Here is a 16,661-nt window from a genome sequence, read left to right as displayed (position 1 = left end):
AGTCTAGATAGCTGGACAGCATCATGCGTCAAGTCCGGTAGACATAATTGATCTCAGGTGGCGTCGGGATCCACCGGCGGACGTTCGTTGCGCTCCAGTGGTTTCTGTTCCGGCGGCATGGAAATCGGGCCGTATCCGGTATTGCTGGAACCGTTTCCGCTGTTCGCGGCGCTGCCCGGCTTGTCGAATTTGGTCAGGTCGGTGAAGCTGTTCAGGATCGAGTCGTCCCCGTCCAGCAGGTGTTTGGTCACCACCGAACGGGGATTCATACTCCGCAGTTCGTTCAACTGCTCCAACGGTTTCCGGATCTCGTCGAATTCCGGGCCGAGCTCATCGCGCAATTGCTGGGAAGCGCCGGTGGCGTAATCGCGAGCCTGTTTCAAGGCGTGCGCGGTCCAGCGAACGGCACCCGGCAGTCGCTCCGGACCCAGAATCACGAGGGCGGCGACAAGCAGAATGAGCATCTCGCCCCAGCCGATATTGCTGAACACGAGTACAGGCTACCTACTTGTCCTTCTGATCCGTTTCCAGCGTCACCGGAACATCGACCTCGCGGCCGTCACGAATGAGTTTCACGTTCACGGTCTGACCGATTTCGTGGGACTGCACCGCCACGGTGAGCTCCTCCGGACCCGACACGTCGCGGTCGCCGACCTTCACGATGACGTCGCCCTCGACGATGCCCGCCTTGGCGGCCGGGCCGCCGGCCTGCACGTCGGCCACCGCCGCGCCGCTCATCACGTCATTGGCGACCAGCTTGGTCTTGGCGCTCACGCCCAGCATGGGGTGGAACACCTCGCCGTTGTGGATCAGCGCCTGCGAGATGCGCTTGACCTGATCGACCGGGATCGAGAAGCCCAGGCCCACCGAACCGCCGCTCTCGGACTTGATGGCCGAGTTGATGCCGATCAGCCGGCCCTGCATGTCCACCAGCGCGCCACCGGAGTTGCCGTGGTTGATCGCGGCGTCGGTCTGCACGGCGTCCAGGGTGGCGTCGGTGTCGGTGCCCTCGCCGCCCACCTTCACCGGCCGGTGCAGCGCCGACACGATGCCGGAGGTGACCGTCTTCTCCAGGCCAAGCGGGGAGCCCAGTGCCAGCACCTCGTCGCCGACCTGCACATCACCGGAATTGCCGAGCTGGATCACCGACAGGTTCTTCACGTCGACCTTGAGCACCGCCAGGTCCGTCTTGACGTCGCGCCCGACGATCCGGGTCGGCACCCGCTGGCCGTCGGAGAACACCACGTCCAGCTTGGCCTTGCCCGACTTGTCATTGGCGGCCAGCGAGATCACGTGGTTGTTGGTGACGATGTAGCCCTCGCCGTCGATCACCACGCCCGAACCGGTGGAACCGGTGTCGCCCAGCCAGGCGCGGACCGTCACCACCGCGGGCATCACCGCGTTGACCACCTTGGTGATCTGGTTGTGCGATTCGGGGGCCGCGGGCGCGGACTGCAGCGTCACCTTGCGGGAGGTCAGCGCCGACGCCGACGAACCCGTGAAGGCCCCGACGAAACCACCGATCAAGCCGATCACCGCGGCGATGGCCGCCAGCAGCGACAGCGCCCGCCACGACACCCGGCCACCGAACAGCACCTCCCGCGCACCCAGTTTGGGTCCGGGGGTGAGCGGCGGCGCCGGGGGCTGTGGCACGGCCGGAGTGCCCAGGCGCGCGGCCGAATTCGGATCCCGCCACGGGTCGGCGGGCACGCTCGGCGCGGCGCTCTCGCCCTTGGCCTCGGGATCACGCTGCAACAGTTCGGACGAACCCTCCGGACGCCCGAACGCCTCGGCCAGCACCGAATCCGGCGGCCGGTTCTGAATCTCGGAGCCTCCCGCCGCTGCCGCGGCCGCCGCACCCGCGGTGCGGGCCGCGAACGAGCCGTTCTGGCCGTTCGGGCGGCGGAAAGCGCGCGCGGTGTGATTGTCCACATGCGGCCGGTACACCGGCCGCGGCCCCAGCACCGGTGCGTCCGACGGCCGCAGGTTCCCCCGATCGGCCGCCGAATCGGAGGTCGCCTCCCGGTCGGGCTCGGGCCCGGTGTTCTTCGATTCGGTGGTCACGCTATGGACTCTACTTGCGCCACCACGAGGTCCACCGTCTGCTGTCGAACGAATCTTGGCGCAGCCCGAAGGAACTCATGCCGCGCGCCAGCGGACCCCGATCCCGATCGGCCGGATCCGGCGCGGGGTGATTGGCGCACTCCTGCAACAGCGCCCGCGGAATCCGGCTCAGCGTGTCGTGCAGGCTCAGCGGCGCGGAGATCTGATCCGAGGACTGCCGCAGCGCGATCCGCGCCTGCTGCTGGGCGTCCACCTCGGCCGCGCACTCGCGGCACACGGAGATGTGGTGGGCGGCACGCAGATACGCGTTCATCCGTAGTTCGCCGTCCACGTAGGCGGCGATGGCCTCACTGGCCAGATGCTCGGTGGGGGCGAAACGCGGGGGACGACGGTGCGGTCGGTCCTCGCCGTTCATACGCTGCACACCCTTCCGGACGATTCGAGTTCTTCGGGCGAGCGCTGCCCGCGGGTCACCCGATCTGCTCGGCGGCGATGCGCCGCTCCACCCCATTATGCTCGAGTTGCTCGCGCAGTGCCTGACGTCCTCGGTGGATGCGGCTGCGCACGGTGCCGAGCTTGACGCCCAGCGTCGCGCCGATCTCCTCGTACGACAGACCCTCGATGTCACAGAGCACCACGGCGGCACGGAACTCCGGGGCCAGCGAGTCCAGCGCGGACTGCAGATCCGGGTCCAGGTTGGCGTCGTGGTAGGCCTGCTCCGGATCGGGACCCTCGGACGGGACGCGGTCGTAGTCCTCGGGCAGCGCCTCCATGCGGATGCGGTTGCGGCGGCGGACCATGTCCAGGAACAGGTTCGTGGTGATGCGGTGCAGCCAGCCCTCGAAGGTGCCGGGCTGGTAGTTCTGCAGCGAACGGAAGACCCGGATGAAGGTCTCCTGGGTCAGGTCCTCGGCGTCCTGCGGGTCACCGGTGAGGCGGTAGGCCAGGCGGTACACGCGGTCGGCGTGCTCACGGACCAGTTCGTCCCAGGTGGGCATGACATTGCGATCGCCGGTGGCGTCGAAGGCGGCGGTCCCGGTGAGGGCGGCCTCGTCGTCGGCGGGGGACAGCAGCAAGGCACCGTCCAGCGGGGAGTCGCTGTCGTGCGGCTGAATCTGCGGGTGCAGGGTGTTGGCGTGTTCACGCGCCGCGTCGACCATGTGGATGGGGTTACCTCCTACTCGGGACCGTGAACCTCGGTTACCGGTGTCAACCCATCCGTTCGATCGGCTGTTCCCGTTCCCCGAGACCGCGGTCGCTGGCCTGGCGTGAGCATTACTCTGGCCGGTCGTGATGTGGCAGCCGTATGCAGAGGCTGAGGGACACCTGAGAAAAATCGCCACACCGGCCGGTCACCGCCACGCCTTACCGGTGTATCGCCATTAGCCTCTAGTGCGTGAGCCTGACTCCCGCGGCACAGAACCTGCAGCGCAACCTCGAATACGTCGAGGAATCCGTCGCCGAGGACGACATCCTCGTCGGCGCGCGCGAACGCGCCCTCGAACTCGGCGCCGCCCCGATCGCGCCGGCGGTCGGCGCGCTGCTCAGCATGTACGCCCAGTTGCTCGGGGCGCGTGCCGTGGTCGAAGTCGGCACCGGGGCGGGGGTGAGCGGGCTGTGGCTGCTCGACGGCATGCGCGAGGACGGCACGCTGACCACCATCGACTCCGAGCCCGAGCATCAGCGCGCGGCCCGCGAGGCGTTCCGGTCGGCCGAGATCGCGCCCGCGCGTACCCGGCTCATCAACGGCCGCGCCCTCGACGTGCTGCCCCGACTCGCCGACGGCGCCTACGACCTGGTCTTCATCGACGCGGCGCCGCTCGAGCACCCGCAGTACGTGGCGCAGGCGGTGCGGTTGCTGCGCGAGGGCGGGGCGATCCTGCTGCACAACGCGCTGCTGGGCGGGCGGGTGCCGGATCCGAACCAGCGCGACCCGCAGACCACGGCCGTGCGCGCCGCCACCCGGGCGATCGCCGAGGATCCGGATCTGACCAGCGTGCTGATCCCGGTCGGGGACGGCCTGCTCTGCGCCTCGCGCGGCTGAGATCCGGTGCCTCGCGCGGCTGAGATTCCAGCGCGCGGGGCGAGAACCCCACGCCCGGTGATGATTTCGACGTCGCCGGGGTATTCCGCCCGGCGATAGTCCGCACGGGGATCATTGCTCACAGGCGTTTGTCCGCGCGCGGAAAATCCCCGATGCGCACGCCAGATTTCTCTGATGACCAATCGGACCGAATGGGTCCCGCGCTCCCTCTTGCGCTCGCATTGAACGAGCGTTTAATCTATTGAACGTGCGTTCAATCGACGATCTGACCACCCGGGCGCGGATTCGCGACGCCGCGATCACCGTGTTCGGGGAGCAAGGGTTCGGGGTCGGCGTGCGTGCCATCGCCACCGCCGCCGGGGTGTCGCCCGGGCTGGTCATCCACTATTTCGGGTCCAAGGACGGACTTCGGGAGGCGTGCGACGACCAGGTACGCGCGACCGTCAAGGCCGCCAAACTGGAGTCGGTCCAGGACCCCTCGCCCACCGCGACGATGCGGCAGCTCGCCGAGATCGAGGAATTCGCGCCGCTGATGGCCTACCTGATGCGCAGTCTCCAGGCGGGCGGGCCACTGCTGCGGAACTTCTTCGAGCACATGGTCGAGGACACCGAGCTGTACCTGCGGGCCGGGATCGCGTCCGGCACCGTGCGGGCTGTTTCCGACATCCCGGCCATGGCGCGCTACATCGCCACCCAGAACGGCGGCGGCATGATGATGTTCCTGCAGCTGTACGCGGCCGAGCACGACGGACCCGTGGACTTCCGGAAGGCGTTGCGCGAGTACGCCGATCACATGATGCTGCCCGCGCTCGAACTCTACAGCGCCGGTCTGCTGGCGGACCGCACCATGCTCGACGCCTACCTCCAACAGCAAGCCGAATAGCCCTCGGCTTCCCACAATCGTTTTTCTACAAGGAGATTCGATGACCACTCCCGCCACCCCGGCGATCGAAGTCCGGGACCTGCACAAGAATTTCGGGCAGGTGCGCGCGCTGGACGGCCTCGACCTCGAGGTCGCGCACGGCGAGGTGCACGGCTTCCTCGGGCCGAACGGGGCCGGGAAGTCCACCACCATCCGCGTCCTGCTCGGCATCCTGTCCCGCACCTCGGGCGAGGCCCGGGTGCTGGGCCGCGACCCGTGGACCGACGCCGTGGCGCTGCACCGCGACATCGCCTACGTTCCCGGCGATGTCACGCTGTGGCCCTCGCTGTCCGGCGGCGAGACCATCGACCTGCTGGCCCGCATGCGCGGCGGCATCGACGAGGCCCGGCGTGCCGAACTCATCCAGCGCTACGAGCTGGACCCGACCAAGAAGGCGCGCACCTACTCCAAGGGCAATCGGCAGAAAGTGGCGCTGGTGTCGGCGTTCTCGTCGAACGCGCGACTGCTGCTGCTCGACGAACCCACCTCCGGCCTGGACCCGTTGATGGAGCAGGTGTTCGGCGAATGCGTGGCCGAGGCGGTGGCGCGCGGCACCACGGTGCTGCTGTCCAGCCACATCCTGTCCGAGGTGGAGAAGCTGTGCCAGCGGGTCACCATCATCCGGGCCGGCAAGACGGTGGAGACCGGCACGCTCGCGGAGATGCGGCATCTGTCGCGCACCTCCATCACCGCCGAGATGACCGGCAGCCCAGGCGATCTCAGCCGATTGCCCGGCGTCGAGGACATCAGCGTCGAGGGCAACACCCTGCACTGCCAGGTCGACAGCGAACACCTCGGCGAACTCATCCGGGTGCTCGGTGACGCGGGGGTGCGCAGCCTGGTCAGCCAGCCGCCGACCCTGGAAGAACTGTTCCTGCGCCACTATTCGCTCGACGGCGGCGCGCCCGCCGACGAGCGCGAGAAGGTGTCGAAATGACCGCCGTCACCGCCACCGCGCCCCGCATCGCCGAATCACCTTTGCGTGCCGCGGATTTCACCGGCACGGGGCAGCTGCTGCGGCTGTATCTGCGGCGCGACCGGATCGTGCTGCCGCTGTGGGTGCTGCTGTTGTCGCTGCCGCTGGGCAGCGTCTACATCAAGAGCATCGAGAAGGTGTACGGCACACCGCAGGATCTGGCGCACTTCGCGGCCAGCATCCTCGCCAGCCCCGCCCAGCTCGCCATGTACGGGCCCGTCTACAACCCCACCGACCTGGGGGCCGTGGGCATCTGGAAGGCGGGGATGTTCCACACGCTCATCGGCATCGCCACCATCCTCACCGTCATCCGGCACACCCGCGCCGACGAGGAGACCGGCCGCACCGAACTGCTGGCCGCCACCCGGGTGGGACGCTTCGCGGGCCTCACCGCGGTGCTGATCATGACCTACGGCGCGGCGCTGGCGACGGGGCTGCTCGGATTCGTCAGTCTCGCGGGCACGTCGGTCGCGAAGACCGGGTCGCTGGCGTTCGGGCTGGCGCTGGCCGCGTCCGGCATCGTGTTCGCCTCCGTCGCGGCGGTCACCGCGCAGCTGTCGGTGAGCGCGCGGGTGGCGCGCGGGCTGGCCTTCGCGGTGCTGGGCGTCACCTACACGCTGCGGGCCATCGGCGACGCGCGTGCCGGAGACGGGCCGACCAGTCCGCTCACCTGGCTCTCGCCGCAGGGCTGGTCGCTGCAGGTGCGGCCGTACGCGGGCGACCACTTCGCCATCCTGCTGCTGCACCTGGCCGCCACCGCGGTGCTGACCGTGGCCGCGTATTACCTACTGGCACACCGGGATATCGGCGCCGGCCTGATCGCCGAACGACCCGGCGCGGCCGCCGCCGGGCCCGGCCTGAGAGGTCCGTTCGGACTCGCGTGGCGGTTGCAGCGCGGCACCCTGCTGGCCTGGACCATCGGGCTCGGGCTGTACGGGCTGCTGATCGGCAGCGTGATCCACGGCATCGGCGACGAGCTCGGCACCAGCCAGACCATCAAGGACCTGATCACCCGCATGGGCGGCTCGGACTCACTGGAGAAGGCGATGGTGAACTACGCGTTCACCATGGTCGCGGTCGGCGCGGCCGCGTACGCGGTGTCTGCCACCCTGCGGCTGCACGCCGAGGAGAGCACCGCGCACGCCGAGACCCTGCTCACCGGTGCGGTGTCGCGAACCCGCTGGGTGGCATCGCATCTGGCGTACGGGCTGCTCGGGCCGCTGCTGGCCCTGATCGTGTCGGCCGGGCTCGCCGGGCTGGTCTACGGCCGTGCCGCCGGGGACGTCGGCGGCAAGCTGGGGCAGACCCTGGCCGCCGCGCTGGTACAGGTGCCCGCGGTGTGGACCTTCGCGGCCATCACCGTGGCCCTGTTCGGATTGCTGCCGCGCTGGAGTTCCGTGGCCTGGGGTGTGCTGACCGCCGCGATCGCCGCGTTCCTGCTGGGCTCGCTGTCCGGTGCGCCGCAATGGCTGCGCGATCTGAACCCCTTCGAGCACGCACCCAAGGTGCCGGGTGCGGCGTTCACCGCCGCCCCGATCGTGGTGCTGCTACTGGTCGACGTGGCTTTGATCACGGTGGGGCTCATCGCATTCCGCCGCCGGGACCTGCGCTCGGCCTGACGGCGACCGCACCGCGAACGGCCGCTCCGGACATCCGGGGCGGCCGTTCGCGTGCCCGGGACACGGACGACCGGGCAGCGAATCATCAGCTGCCGGTGCGGGTGTGGCGGGAGGGCGGTGGTGGCGGTGCAGGGGCAGTGTCCAGGGGTGGATTCGGGCCGGGCCGGGGGTGTACCCCAGAAGGGGATCGATTTTCGCTAGGAGGTGGGGGAGATGTTCGAGGGACTGGCCCTCGGGGTGCACCTGCCGACGGGATGGCTGTGGCCTGCCCTGGTCGTGTTCGGCGGCATCCTGGGCGCGGCGCTCCTGGTGCTCATGCTGGTGAGCGGCGCCCGATTCGACGACCGCGAATCACGCTACGTGCCGACCACGACGGGCTCGTGTCAGCCGTTCTGCGGCACCGGCACACCCGCGCCCGGATTCCCGATGAGACCCGGTATCACGAACTGATCGGTCGCGTAGAGGTTTCCGGGCGGCGTCGCCGGATACTCCACGAGAATAGTTCGACGAGTGGGGGTTCCCATGGGTCAGCGGGTACCGGCCGTGGTCGGGTTGTACTTCCGCGACGGCGGGCAGTGGCGGCGCATCGCCGAATTCCGGCTCGCCGCGGACGGCCGCGCCACCTTCCGGGCGGTGGATCCGATCGAGGGCCTGGTCGCGCGGGTCTGGTACCACCAGGGTGTCGACATACTCGGCGAGCAGCGCACCGTGCTGCCCGGCGACGGCGCGGAATTCCTGCGAGCGCTGCTGCAGCCGTTCGGTTTTCGCGACTACCGGTTCCGGGACGACAGCACGCCGCGCGGCGGGCTCACCCGGGCCCGGCACACCGTCTCCCGCAGCGCGGCCACGCCGTACCCGGCCGACAGCGAACCCGACTGCACGGCAGCGGAATCGGAATGCCGTTGTTGCGCAGAGCCGGACGTTGCCAGCGGCGACCGCGCGCATCGGCCCGCGGCGTGGCGACTGCTGGACGCGGACCGTCTCCGCTTCTGAGATGCGGCGCCCGAAGCGCCGCATCCGGATTCGCTACAAGCTGTTGGCCAGCAGCGCGTACTGCGCGACCGCCTTCTTCTTCGCCTCTGCGTCATTGGCCCCGTCCGCGACGCCCACGTACTGCTTGTAGCGGACATAGCAGCGGCTGGGCTTCTTGTCCGAGGAGCGGTGCACGCACTGGGAATCCGGCACCTTGTCGTCCACGGCGGTCGTGGTGGTCTCCTGCAGATTCCGGATCATCCCGGCCATCAGATCCGCGCCCGCCTGCGCGTCGCGCACCCGAATCACGAAACTGCCGTCCGCGACCGACATCTCGCTCGCGCCGGTATCGGCCACCAGCTTGGTCCAGAACCCCAGATCATCCGACGGCAGCACCAGCCAGTTGGCCGGGAACACCGCGAACTTGTCCGGATCCACCGTGCGGTGGTCGCGGTCCATCACCAGGGTGCGGGCCAGCAGGCGGTCCGGATCCACCGGCAGCTGCGCGATCTGATCGTTCGGGGTCGCCGCGAACGCGTCCAGCACCGGGACCTCCGCGTCCAGGGTCTTCTTGGACCAGGACAGCAGGCCCTGCAGATCGGCGGTGGGCCGCAGGATGAACAGCGAGATCACGAAATCCTTGTGCGCCATCGCGACTCCGATGGTGGGCACGCCCGGCCGCCAGTGCGCGTAGGCGTCCGGATAGTCGGGCAGGGTGAGCTTCTGATTGACGTTCAGCGCCACACTGAAGTCGGCGTCCTCCAGCTCACGGGCCGCCAGCTTCGCCGCATCCGCGGTCGGGAAACGCAGCACGCGGGTGGTGATGGTGGTGCCGTTCGGATCCGGATTGTCGTTGACATCCTCACGATCGGAGCCGCTGGCCGCGAAACCGGCCACGAAGCCGCGATTCACCAGCACGTTCTTCACCGCCGAAGCCAGGTGACTGACATTGAGCACATCGTCGACGCTGGCCAGCACCGCGCCGCCACGGCCGATGTTCAATGCCGGATCGATCTTCACCGCGGGAGCCACCGCGGCGGTCATGCGGATGCCCTCGAGCGCCGCGCCCTTGCCGCCGTTGTTGCGGTCGTAGGTGTAGCGGTTCACCGGATACGTCCCGGTGTCGAGGGTGCGGACATCCAGTTCGCCGGCGACGGCGGTGCCCGAGCGGCCGCAGCCGGAGGCCAGTGCCGCGATCAAGGCGAGACAGGTGAGTGCGGTGACGACACGCGCCGGACGGCCCATGATGATCCCTCCCGCGCGGCCCTGCGTCGGCAGCGCTCCCTATCGAAAGATTTTCGGGCCAACGACCGCCGACTGTCCACTCCTATACCGTGTCGCGATCAGACCCAGATGCCCTTGCCCACGGTCACGACGCCGCCATTGCTGACCGCGAAGCGCTCCCGATCACGCTCGAGGTCGACGCCGATGATCTCGCCCTCGGTCACGACCACGTTCTTGTCCAGGATGGCGTGCCGCACCACCGCGCCGCGGCCGATCCGGGTTCCCGGCATGAGCACGCTGCCCTCCACCGTGGCACCGTCCTCCACGAGCACGTTGGAGAACAGCACCGAATTGCGGACGGTCGCCGCCGACAGGATGCTGCCCGCGCCCACGATCGACTCCTGCGCCAGCCCGCCGCGGCCGAACTTGGCGGGCGGGAGGTTCTCGGCCGCACCGCGAATCGGCCAGTGCTTGTTGTAGAGGTCGAACACCGGGTCCACCGACACCAGATCCATGTGGGCGTCGTAGAAGGCGTCGATGGTGCCGACATCGCGCCAGTAGCCGCGGCTGCGGTCGGTCGTGCCGGGCACCACATTGGTGGAGAAGTCGTAGACCGCGGCCGCGCCGCCGCGCACCAGGGACGGGATGATGTCGCCGCCCATGTCGTGGTCGGAGTCGTTGTCGTCGGCGTCGGCGCGGATGGCGTCCACCAGCACCTTCGTGGTGAAGACGTAATTGCCCATGGAGGCGAAGGTGACGTTCGGGTCGTCGGGGGTGCCCGGCGGGTGCACCGGCTTCTCCAGAAAGCCGATGATGCGGCCGGATTCATCGGAATCGATACAGCCGAAGGCGCCGGCCGAGCTGCGCGGCACCCGGATGCCCGCCACCGTCACGCCCGCCCCGGACTCGATGTGCGCCTGCACCATCTGCTCGGGATCCATCCGGTACACGTGGTCCGCGCCGAACACCACGATGTACTCGGGGTCCTCGTCGTAGATCAGGTTCAGCGACTGCATGATCGCGTCCGCCGAGCCGGTGTACCAGCGCGGCCCCAGCCGCTGCTGCGCCGGCACCGGGGTGATGTACTCCCCGCCGAACCCCGACAACCGCCAGGTCTGCGAGATGTGCCGGTCCAGGGAATGCGACTTGTACTGGGTCAGTACACAAATCCGCAGGTAACCGGCATTCACCAGATTCGACAGCACGAAGTCGATGAGCCGGTACGCGCCCCCGAACGGCACCGCGGGCTTGGCGCGGTCCTTGGTGAGCGGAAAGAGTCGCTTGCCCTCGCCACCGGCGAGCACGATCCCGAGTACGTGCGGCTGGCTCCTCACACCACTGAAACTACCGGGTGCACCCGAACGTGGAATGTCCAGCATGTGCCGTGTTCATCGCGATCTTGCTGGCCACGTCGATTGGTTGGCCGGAACCTGAGCGATTATTTTGGACCCGTGAGTTACCGCTCCGACGGAGCTCGTGGACTGCGAGTGGCCATGATGACCCGTGAATACCCGCCCGAGGTGTACGGCGGGGCGGGGGTGCACGTCACCGAACTGGTGCCCAGGCTGCGGGAACTGTGCGACGTCACCGTGCACTGCATGGGGGTCGCGCGCGCGGATGCGGTGGTGCACCAACCGGATCCGATGCTCTACGCCGCCAACTCCGCGGTCCAGATGATGTCCGCGCAATTGCGGATGGCCGACGCCGCCAGCTTCGCCGATGTGGTGCACTCGCACACCTGGTACACCGGGCTGGCCGGGCATCTGGCCGCGCAGCTGTACGGGATTCCGCATGTGCTGACCGCGCATTCGCTGGAACCGCGGCGGCCGTGGAAGGCCGAACAGCTCGGCGGCGGCTACCGGCTCTCGTCGTGGTCCGAGCACAATGCCGTGACCTACGCCGACGCCGTGATCGCGGTCAGCGCGGGCATGCGGGCCGACGTCCTCGACGCCTACCCCGATATCGACCCCGGGAAAGTCCACGTGGTGCACAACGGCATCGACGCCCGGGTCTGGCATCCGGGCGGGCCCGCGCTCGGCTCCCGCGACGTGCTCACCGAACTCGGCGTGTCGCAGGACCGGCCGATCGCCGCCTTCGTCGGGCGCATCACCCGGCAGAAGGGCGTGCCGCATCTGCTGGCCGCCGCCCGCCACCTGGACCCCGACATCCAGCTCGTCCTGCTGGCCGGCGCCGCCGACACCCCCGCCATGGAGTCGGAGGTGGCGACCGCGGTCCGCGCGCTGCGCGACGATCGCGACGGGGTGTTCTGGATCAAGGAGATGCTGCCGACCGAACTGGTCCGGCAGGTGCTCGCCGCCGCAACGGTTTTCGTGTGCCCCTCGGTGTACGAGCCGCTGGGGATCGTGAACCTGGAGGCCATGGCCTGCGGGACCGCCGTGGTCGCCTCCGATGTCGGCGGCATTCCGGAGGTGGTGGTCGAAGGGGAGACCGGGCGGCTGGTCCACTACGACGAGCACGCGCCCCACGACTACGAACGCGGCCTGGCCCGGGCCGTCAACATGGTGGCCGCCGACCCCGTCACCGCCGCCGCCATGGGGACGGCCGGGCGGGTCCGGGCCATCGACCACTTCGACTGGACGCAGATCGCGGCCCGCACCGCGCGCATCTACGACCAGGTTCGCAAGGGCTGAATCAGAGGGGGTAGCGCATGAACACGTCGGCGCGGTCGTAGGGGCTGGGCGGCAACTCCGACGGCGGGACGTGGACGAAACCCATCGACTCGTACAGGTGCACGGCGCTCGCCAGACGGGCATTGCTGGCCAGGAAGAACTGCTCCGCACCCAGCTCGCGGGCCTGGTCGATGGCCGCCCGCAGCACCACGCGGCCGATGCCCCGGCCCCGGAAGCGCGGCGACACAGCCATTTTCGACAGTTCGAAGACCCCCGGATGCTCCTGGACCAGCGCCACGCAGCCGACGGCCTCGCCGTCCAGCCGGGCGATGAGCACCTCGCCGCCGTTCGCGACGATGGCCTCGGCATTGTCGAGGGTGGCCAGGTCGGCGGCCTCGACCGTGAAGAAGGCCTCGATCCACTCCAGATTCAGGTCCCTGAAGGCGCGCGCGTCCTCGGGCCCGGCCATGGGCGCGACCACGATCGAATCGAGCTCGGGGGCGTCGGCTTCCGTCTGCTGAGTCACCACGAAAGCATGTCGGACGTCGAACCATAACGTCCAATACTTGATAGCTGCGATCGATATCATCGGCTTATGAACACCGGGGTGGAGCTGCGGCACCTGCGCTATTTCCAGGCCGTCGCCGAGGAACTGCACTTCGGGCGCGCCGCGACCCGCCTGCACATCGCCCAGCCCGCCCTCACCCAGCAGATCCAGCGCCTGGAAACCCTGCTCGGCACCCGGCTCTTCGACCGCACCTCCCGCACCGTCGCTCTCACCCCGGCCGGGATCGTGCTGCGCGACCGCGCCGCCGCCCTGCTCGGCCACGCCGACCGCGACCTCGCCGAGGTGATCCGGATCGGCCAGGGCGGCCAGGGCACCCTGCACCTCGGTTTCGTCCCCTCGGTCCTGCCGCTCGAACCCCTGCGCGGCGTCCGCGAATTCCGTGAACGCTTCCCGCTCGTCCACGTCGAGCTGACCGAAGGGTTCACCAGCCACCTGATGGCCCGCCTGGCCTCCGGCACCCTCGACATGGCCATCGTCCGCGATCCCGACGACCAGCCCGGCACGGTCACCACCCCGCTCATCACCGAGCCGTTCGTGGCGGTCCTGCCCGCCGACCACCCAGACGCCGACCGCCCCACCCTGACCGGTGCCGAACTAGCCGACCATCCCTTGGTCTTCTTCCCCCGCGCGGCAGGTGAACTCGCCTACGAGAAGAACCTCACGCCGCTCCTGGAATCCGGCCGCCGACCCCACATCGTCCAGGAAGCCACGAACTGGACGATCATCCTCTACCTGGTAGCCGCGGGCCTCGGCATCACCATCGCCCCGCGCAGCGCCACCTTCACCGCACCGGACTCGGTCCGCATCATCCCCCTGACCGGCACCGAAGCCGCCACCACCATCTACACGGCGACCCGCGCCGGGGACGACCGGCCACTGGTCCACAATCTGCTCGCATTGCTTCCGAATCGCCCGGCCGCACCACGCGAATAGCCGTGGGCGCCACGCGCTTCCGGGACCGGATCCGCCAGGCTCAGCGCGGTCGGTACACCGAGACCGTCACCGAAGCCGTGACCACGACCGGATCGGGCAGCGCCGCAATCGCTTCGGCCCGGCCCTGGTCCTCGTGGAACGCCGACGGTCCCATCGCCACCACCCGCGCCACATCCTCGTGCGTGAGCGACATCGGATACTCGACGGCCTCGCGCCCGACGAGCTCGAAACGCTCCCCGAGGGATTCGGCGAGCCGATCCTCCTTGGCCGCGTCCACACTCACCATCCCCAAGGGCTCGATCAGCTCGCGCAGATGCCGGGAGGTCGGCGTCACCACCACGAACCGCCCGCCCGCGGCCAGCACGCGTGCCACCTCGTCGGCATTGCGTGGCGCGAACACCGACACCACCGCGCTCATCACCCTGTCGGGTACGGGCAGCCCGCGCCACGCGTCCGCCAGCACCGACCCCGCCCGTCCATGCGCCCGCGCCGCCCGCCGCGCCGCCGCCTTCGAGACATCCAGGGCGATGCCGCGTGCTGTGGGCAGCGCGTCCAGCACCGCGGCCACGTAGTAGCCGGTGCCCGCGCCGATCTCGAGGACCGCCAGGCCGTGATCGGCCGCTTCGGTCCGAACGGGCGTCAGTGATTCCGCCACCAGGTCCGGTTCCGGCCGGACTGCGCCGCCGACCGTGCTCTCAGTGGTGGGGGCCTCGATGCGCCCGCCGCCCGCCGCGGCCGTGCCGGCGGACAGGAGCGTGGCGGCCAGTCGTGCCGCGGAGGCTGTGGCGACGGACATTCCGGGCGTGGTGATACCGGCGCGGGGTCGGCCGAGGCGGGGCGTCAGTTCTGTGCCGGATTCGCGTGGGTTGCGGAGACTCGTCGTGGCCGCGGGGTCGTCTTCGCGGCGTGCGGCCGGTCGGGCACCGGTGGGGGTGGCAGCCGGGGGCGAGTCCGCTCCGAATATTGGGGTGTCGGCAGCGCGGCCGGGCAGGGGCGTCGCGATCGCGGCGGCCAGGGCGGCGGCGATCGGGGTGAAATGGCCGGCGGATTGGAAGGCGGCGCGGGCGTCGAGCATGGCCGGGGTGTCGCCGGTCATCTTGGTGGACGCGCCGGTGAGGAGGCTGACATAGCCCTGTTTGGCCAGGTCGTAGCTGTGGCCGAGCCGGCAGCGCAGGGTTCGGGTCGGCGAGTCGTCGGCAGCCGGGTCGACGCCGACCGCCAGGGGGTGGCCGCACTGTGGGCAGGCCAGTAGGTCGGCGCAGGCCAGGAGCCGATCCGCGGGAGCGGGCTGGGCCGTGCCGATTATGGGGTTCTGTGTGTTGTCGTTCACCGCGATACCGGTAAGCCGGGGGCTCCGGGGAGGAGCCCCCGGGTTGGGCTCACCGGCAGCGATCAGCTGGTGACCTTGACGAGTTCGTCACCGAGCGCCGCGGCTTCATCCGGCGTGAGCTCGACGACCAGACGCCCGCCACCCTCGAGTGGAACCCGCATCACGATTCCACGCCCTTCCTTGGTTGCCTCGAGGGGACCGTCCCCGGTGCGGGGCTTCATGGCCGCCATCCTCTGCTCCCTCCAGATCTGCGCGGTCTGCTGCGCACTTTCATGGAACTCCAGTTGTCACCAACCAGGCAGCCCGCCGGTATGTGGCGGGCTACACCTTGCCCATTCTTCCCTATCGCGGATCGGGGCGGGTACCTGAGTTCCAAAAACCGACCGACGTGCCGTTCAGCGTGTCCCCACATTCACCCAGCAATCGGCGATGTGATCGTCTACCATCCCTGTCGCTTGCATGAGTGCGTACGCCGTGGTGGGTCCGACGAATTTGAACCCGCGCCGCTTGAGTTCTTTTGCGAGAGCGGTGGATTCGGGCGTGACAGCGGGCACATCGGACATTTTCCGAGGCCGCTTCCGCGGGGCCGGGGCAAAGCTCCAGAGCAGCGTGTCGAGACTCTCGTCGAGATCCCGGGCAACCCGCGCATTGTGCACGCTGGCCTCGATTTTGGCTCGATTGCGAACAATGCCCGGATCGGTCAGGAGGCGTTCCACATCGGCCTCCCCGAACCCCGCCACCCGCTCGATGGAGAAGTCCGCGAATGCCGCCCGGAACGCCGGCCGCTTGCGCAGAATCGTGATCCACGCCAGCCCCGATTGGAAGGCCTCCAGGCACACCCGTTCGAACAGCGCGTCATCGCCGTGCAGCGGGCGACCCCACTCCTGATCGTGGTAATCCCGGTACAGCTGCGACCCCTCCGACCAACCGCACCGAATTCGTCCGTCGGATTCCACGGGAACGGTCATCGAGTGGCCTCGGGGCCCGGCTCGGCGGGATCGGCGGTCAGCACTTCGGGAACTTCCCGTTCGCCGTCCGGGCGTGGCGTCTCCTCGGGCGCGGCCGCCGGGGCCGTCGCCCGCGCCAGCTGACCCTCGAGTTCGTCGATGCGGGCGGCCAGCCGGGTCAGCGCCCAGTCGACCTCGCCCGCCTTGTACCCCCGGAACACCTGCTGGAAGCGCAGCGCCCGCACATCGGTCCCGCTGATGCCCGCCACGGGCAGCACGGTCACCGTGGTGCCCTCCGGCAGCGGCCCGAGCTCCTCGGACCGTCCGAAGATCGCACTGGCCACCAGGAACAGCAGGGCGGCGACCAGTCCGACGATCAGCACGTACAGCAGCATGGTGAGCATGCCCCGAGCTTAGGGGTCACCGTCGCGG

General features: G+C 69.2%; 19 protein-coding genes. 8 read left to right on the top strand and 11 right to left on the bottom strand.

The features are described from left to right. Nucleotides 1-53: 53 nt before the first annotated feature. Genes tatB through sigE form a run of 4 tightly spaced genes read right to left on the bottom strand, consistent with a single transcriptional unit; the run spans nt 54 to nt 3,224 of the window. On the bottom strand, nt 54-491 hold the full coding sequence (gene tatB, locus ACQP06_RS29830; RefSeq protein WP_379273354.1) for a Sec-independent protein translocase protein TatB: 438 nt from the start codon (nt 489-491) through the stop codon (nt 54-56). A gap of 13 nt (nt 492-504) precedes the next feature. Continuing rightward, a complete protein-coding gene (locus tag ACQP06_RS29825) occupies nt 505-2,064 on the bottom strand; it encodes a S1C family serine protease (RefSeq protein WP_433668023.1) in 1,560 nt (519 codons plus the stop codon). Nucleotides 2,065-2,074: 10 nt separating this feature from the next. Continuing rightward, nucleotides 2,075-2,479 carry a hypothetical protein gene (locus tag ACQP06_RS29820; RefSeq protein WP_357283308.1) on the bottom strand — a complete coding sequence of 135 codons (405 nt, stop codon included), beginning with the start codon at nt 2,477-2,479 and terminating at the stop codon, nt 2,075-2,077. 55 nt (nt 2,480-2,534) lie between these two features. Beyond that, entirely contained in the window at nt 2,535-3,224 is a 690-nt protein-coding gene (gene sigE / locus ACQP06_RS29815) for an RNA polymerase sigma factor SigE (RefSeq protein WP_433668021.1), read from the bottom strand. Between the two features lie 236 nt (nt 3,225-3,460). Here sigE and ACQP06_RS29810 point away from each other — a divergent pair, with 236 nt between their 5' ends. The 6 genes from ACQP06_RS29810 to ACQP06_RS29785 all read left to right on the top strand — a co-directional run bounded on the left by ACQP06_RS29810 (nt 3,461) and on the right by ACQP06_RS29785 (nt 8,618). Continuing rightward, on the top strand, nt 3,461-4,108 hold the full coding sequence (locus ACQP06_RS29810; protein WP_379273350.1) for an O-methyltransferase: 648 nt from the start codon (nt 3,461-3,463) through the stop codon (nt 4,106-4,108). 247 nt (nt 4,109-4,355) lie between these two features. After that, the gene (locus ACQP06_RS29805) at nt 4,356-4,991 is read left to right on the top strand and encodes a TetR family transcriptional regulator (protein WP_433668019.1); all 636 of its coding nucleotides are present in this window, start codon (nt 4,356-4,358) and stop codon (nt 4,989-4,991) included. Between the two features lie 40 nt (nt 4,992-5,031). Then, nucleotides 5,032-5,967 (top strand): ABC transporter ATP-binding protein, encoded by a 936-nt coding sequence (locus tag ACQP06_RS29800; protein WP_433668017.1) that lies wholly within the window; start codon nt 5,032-5,034, stop codon nt 5,965-5,967. Further along, complete coding sequence (locus ACQP06_RS29795) at nt 5,964-7,625, top strand: ABC transporter permease (protein ID WP_433668015.1); 1,662 nt, start codon at nt 5,964-5,966, stop codon at nt 7,623-7,625. Before ACQP06_RS29800 ends, ACQP06_RS29795 begins: the two co-directional genes overlap by 4 nt. A 213-nt stretch (nt 7,626-7,838) precedes the next feature. Next, a complete protein-coding gene (locus ACQP06_RS29790) occupies nt 7,839-8,075 on the top strand; it encodes a hypothetical protein (protein ID WP_379093743.1) in 237 nt (78 codons plus the stop codon). 60 nt (nt 8,076-8,135) lie between these two features. Continuing rightward, nucleotides 8,136-8,618, top strand: coding sequence for a hypothetical protein (locus tag ACQP06_RS29785; RefSeq protein WP_433668014.1), 483 nt, complete (start codon nt 8,136-8,138; stop codon nt 8,616-8,618). A 33-nt stretch (nt 8,619-8,651) separates the two neighbouring features. Here ACQP06_RS29785 and ACQP06_RS29780 read toward each other — a convergent pair whose 3' ends face one another. Together ACQP06_RS29780 and glgC are read right to left on the bottom strand one after the other, a co-directional pair. Next, complete coding sequence (locus tag ACQP06_RS29780) at nt 8,652-9,842, bottom strand: DUF7373 family lipoprotein (protein WP_433668012.1); 1,191 nt, start codon at nt 9,840-9,842, stop codon at nt 8,652-8,654. A gap of 98 nt (nt 9,843-9,940) precedes the next feature. Beyond that, nucleotides 9,941-11,155, bottom strand: coding sequence for a glucose-1-phosphate adenylyltransferase (gene glgC / locus ACQP06_RS29775; RefSeq protein ID WP_433668010.1), 1,215 nt, complete (start codon nt 11,153-11,155; stop codon nt 9,941-9,943). 147 nt (nt 11,156-11,302) lie between these two features. On the opposite strand from glgC, the gene glgA reads away from it, so the two are divergent. Further along, nucleotides 11,303-12,472 carry a glycogen synthase gene (gene glgA / locus ACQP06_RS29770; protein ID WP_433673468.1) on the top strand — a complete coding sequence of 390 codons (1,170 nt, stop codon included), beginning with the start codon at nt 11,303-11,305 and terminating at the stop codon, nt 12,470-12,472. Nucleotide 12,473: 1 nt separating this feature from the next. On the opposite strand, the gene ACQP06_RS29765 is transcribed toward glgA, so the two are convergent. Beyond that, nucleotides 12,474-12,977: a GNAT family N-acetyltransferase gene (locus tag ACQP06_RS29765; protein ID WP_433668008.1), complete on the bottom strand. Its 504-nt coding sequence runs from the start codon at nt 12,975-12,977 to the stop codon at nt 12,474-12,476. A 69-nt stretch (nt 12,978-13,046) separates the two neighbouring features. Here ACQP06_RS29765 and ACQP06_RS29760 point away from each other — a divergent pair, with 69 nt between their 5' ends. Next, the gene (locus tag ACQP06_RS29760; RefSeq protein WP_433668007.1) at nt 13,047-13,952 is read left to right on the top strand and encodes a LysR family transcriptional regulator; all 906 of its coding nucleotides are present in this window, start codon (nt 13,047-13,049) and stop codon (nt 13,950-13,952) included. 40 nt (nt 13,953-13,992) lie between these two features. Here the strand turns inward: ACQP06_RS29760 and ACQP06_RS29755 are convergent, their stop codons facing one another. The 4 genes from ACQP06_RS29755 to ACQP06_RS29740 all read right to left on the bottom strand — a co-directional run bounded on the left by ACQP06_RS29755 (nt 13,993) and on the right by ACQP06_RS29740 (nt 16,633). After that, nucleotides 13,993-15,282 carry a methyltransferase domain-containing protein gene (locus ACQP06_RS29755; protein ID WP_433668005.1) on the bottom strand — a complete coding sequence of 430 codons (1,290 nt, stop codon included), beginning with the start codon at nt 15,280-15,282 and terminating at the stop codon, nt 13,993-13,995. 62 nt (nt 15,283-15,344) lie between these two features. Next, a complete protein-coding gene (locus ACQP06_RS29750) occupies nt 15,345-15,512 on the bottom strand; it encodes a DUF3117 domain-containing protein (RefSeq protein ID WP_083869218.1) in 168 nt (55 codons plus the stop codon). A 165-nt stretch (nt 15,513-15,677) separates the two neighbouring features. Next, nucleotides 15,678-16,250 carry a DNA-3-methyladenine glycosylase I gene (locus ACQP06_RS29745; RefSeq protein ID WP_433668004.1) on the bottom strand — a complete coding sequence of 191 codons (573 nt, stop codon included), beginning with the start codon at nt 16,248-16,250 and terminating at the stop codon, nt 15,678-15,680. Continuing rightward, nucleotides 16,247-16,633, bottom strand: coding sequence for a DivIVA domain-containing protein (locus ACQP06_RS29740; protein WP_379275568.1), 387 nt, complete (start codon nt 16,631-16,633; stop codon nt 16,247-16,249). Before ACQP06_RS29740 ends, ACQP06_RS29745 begins: the two co-directional genes overlap by 4 nt. Nucleotides 16,634-16,661: the final 28 nt, after the last annotated feature.

It is taken from the genome of Nocardia sp. CA-136227 (assembly GCF_050955695.1).
GTDB lineage: Bacteria > Actinomycetota > Actinomycetes > Mycobacteriales > Mycobacteriaceae > Nocardia.
This window is presented reverse-complemented; position numbering and strand designations above follow the sequence as displayed.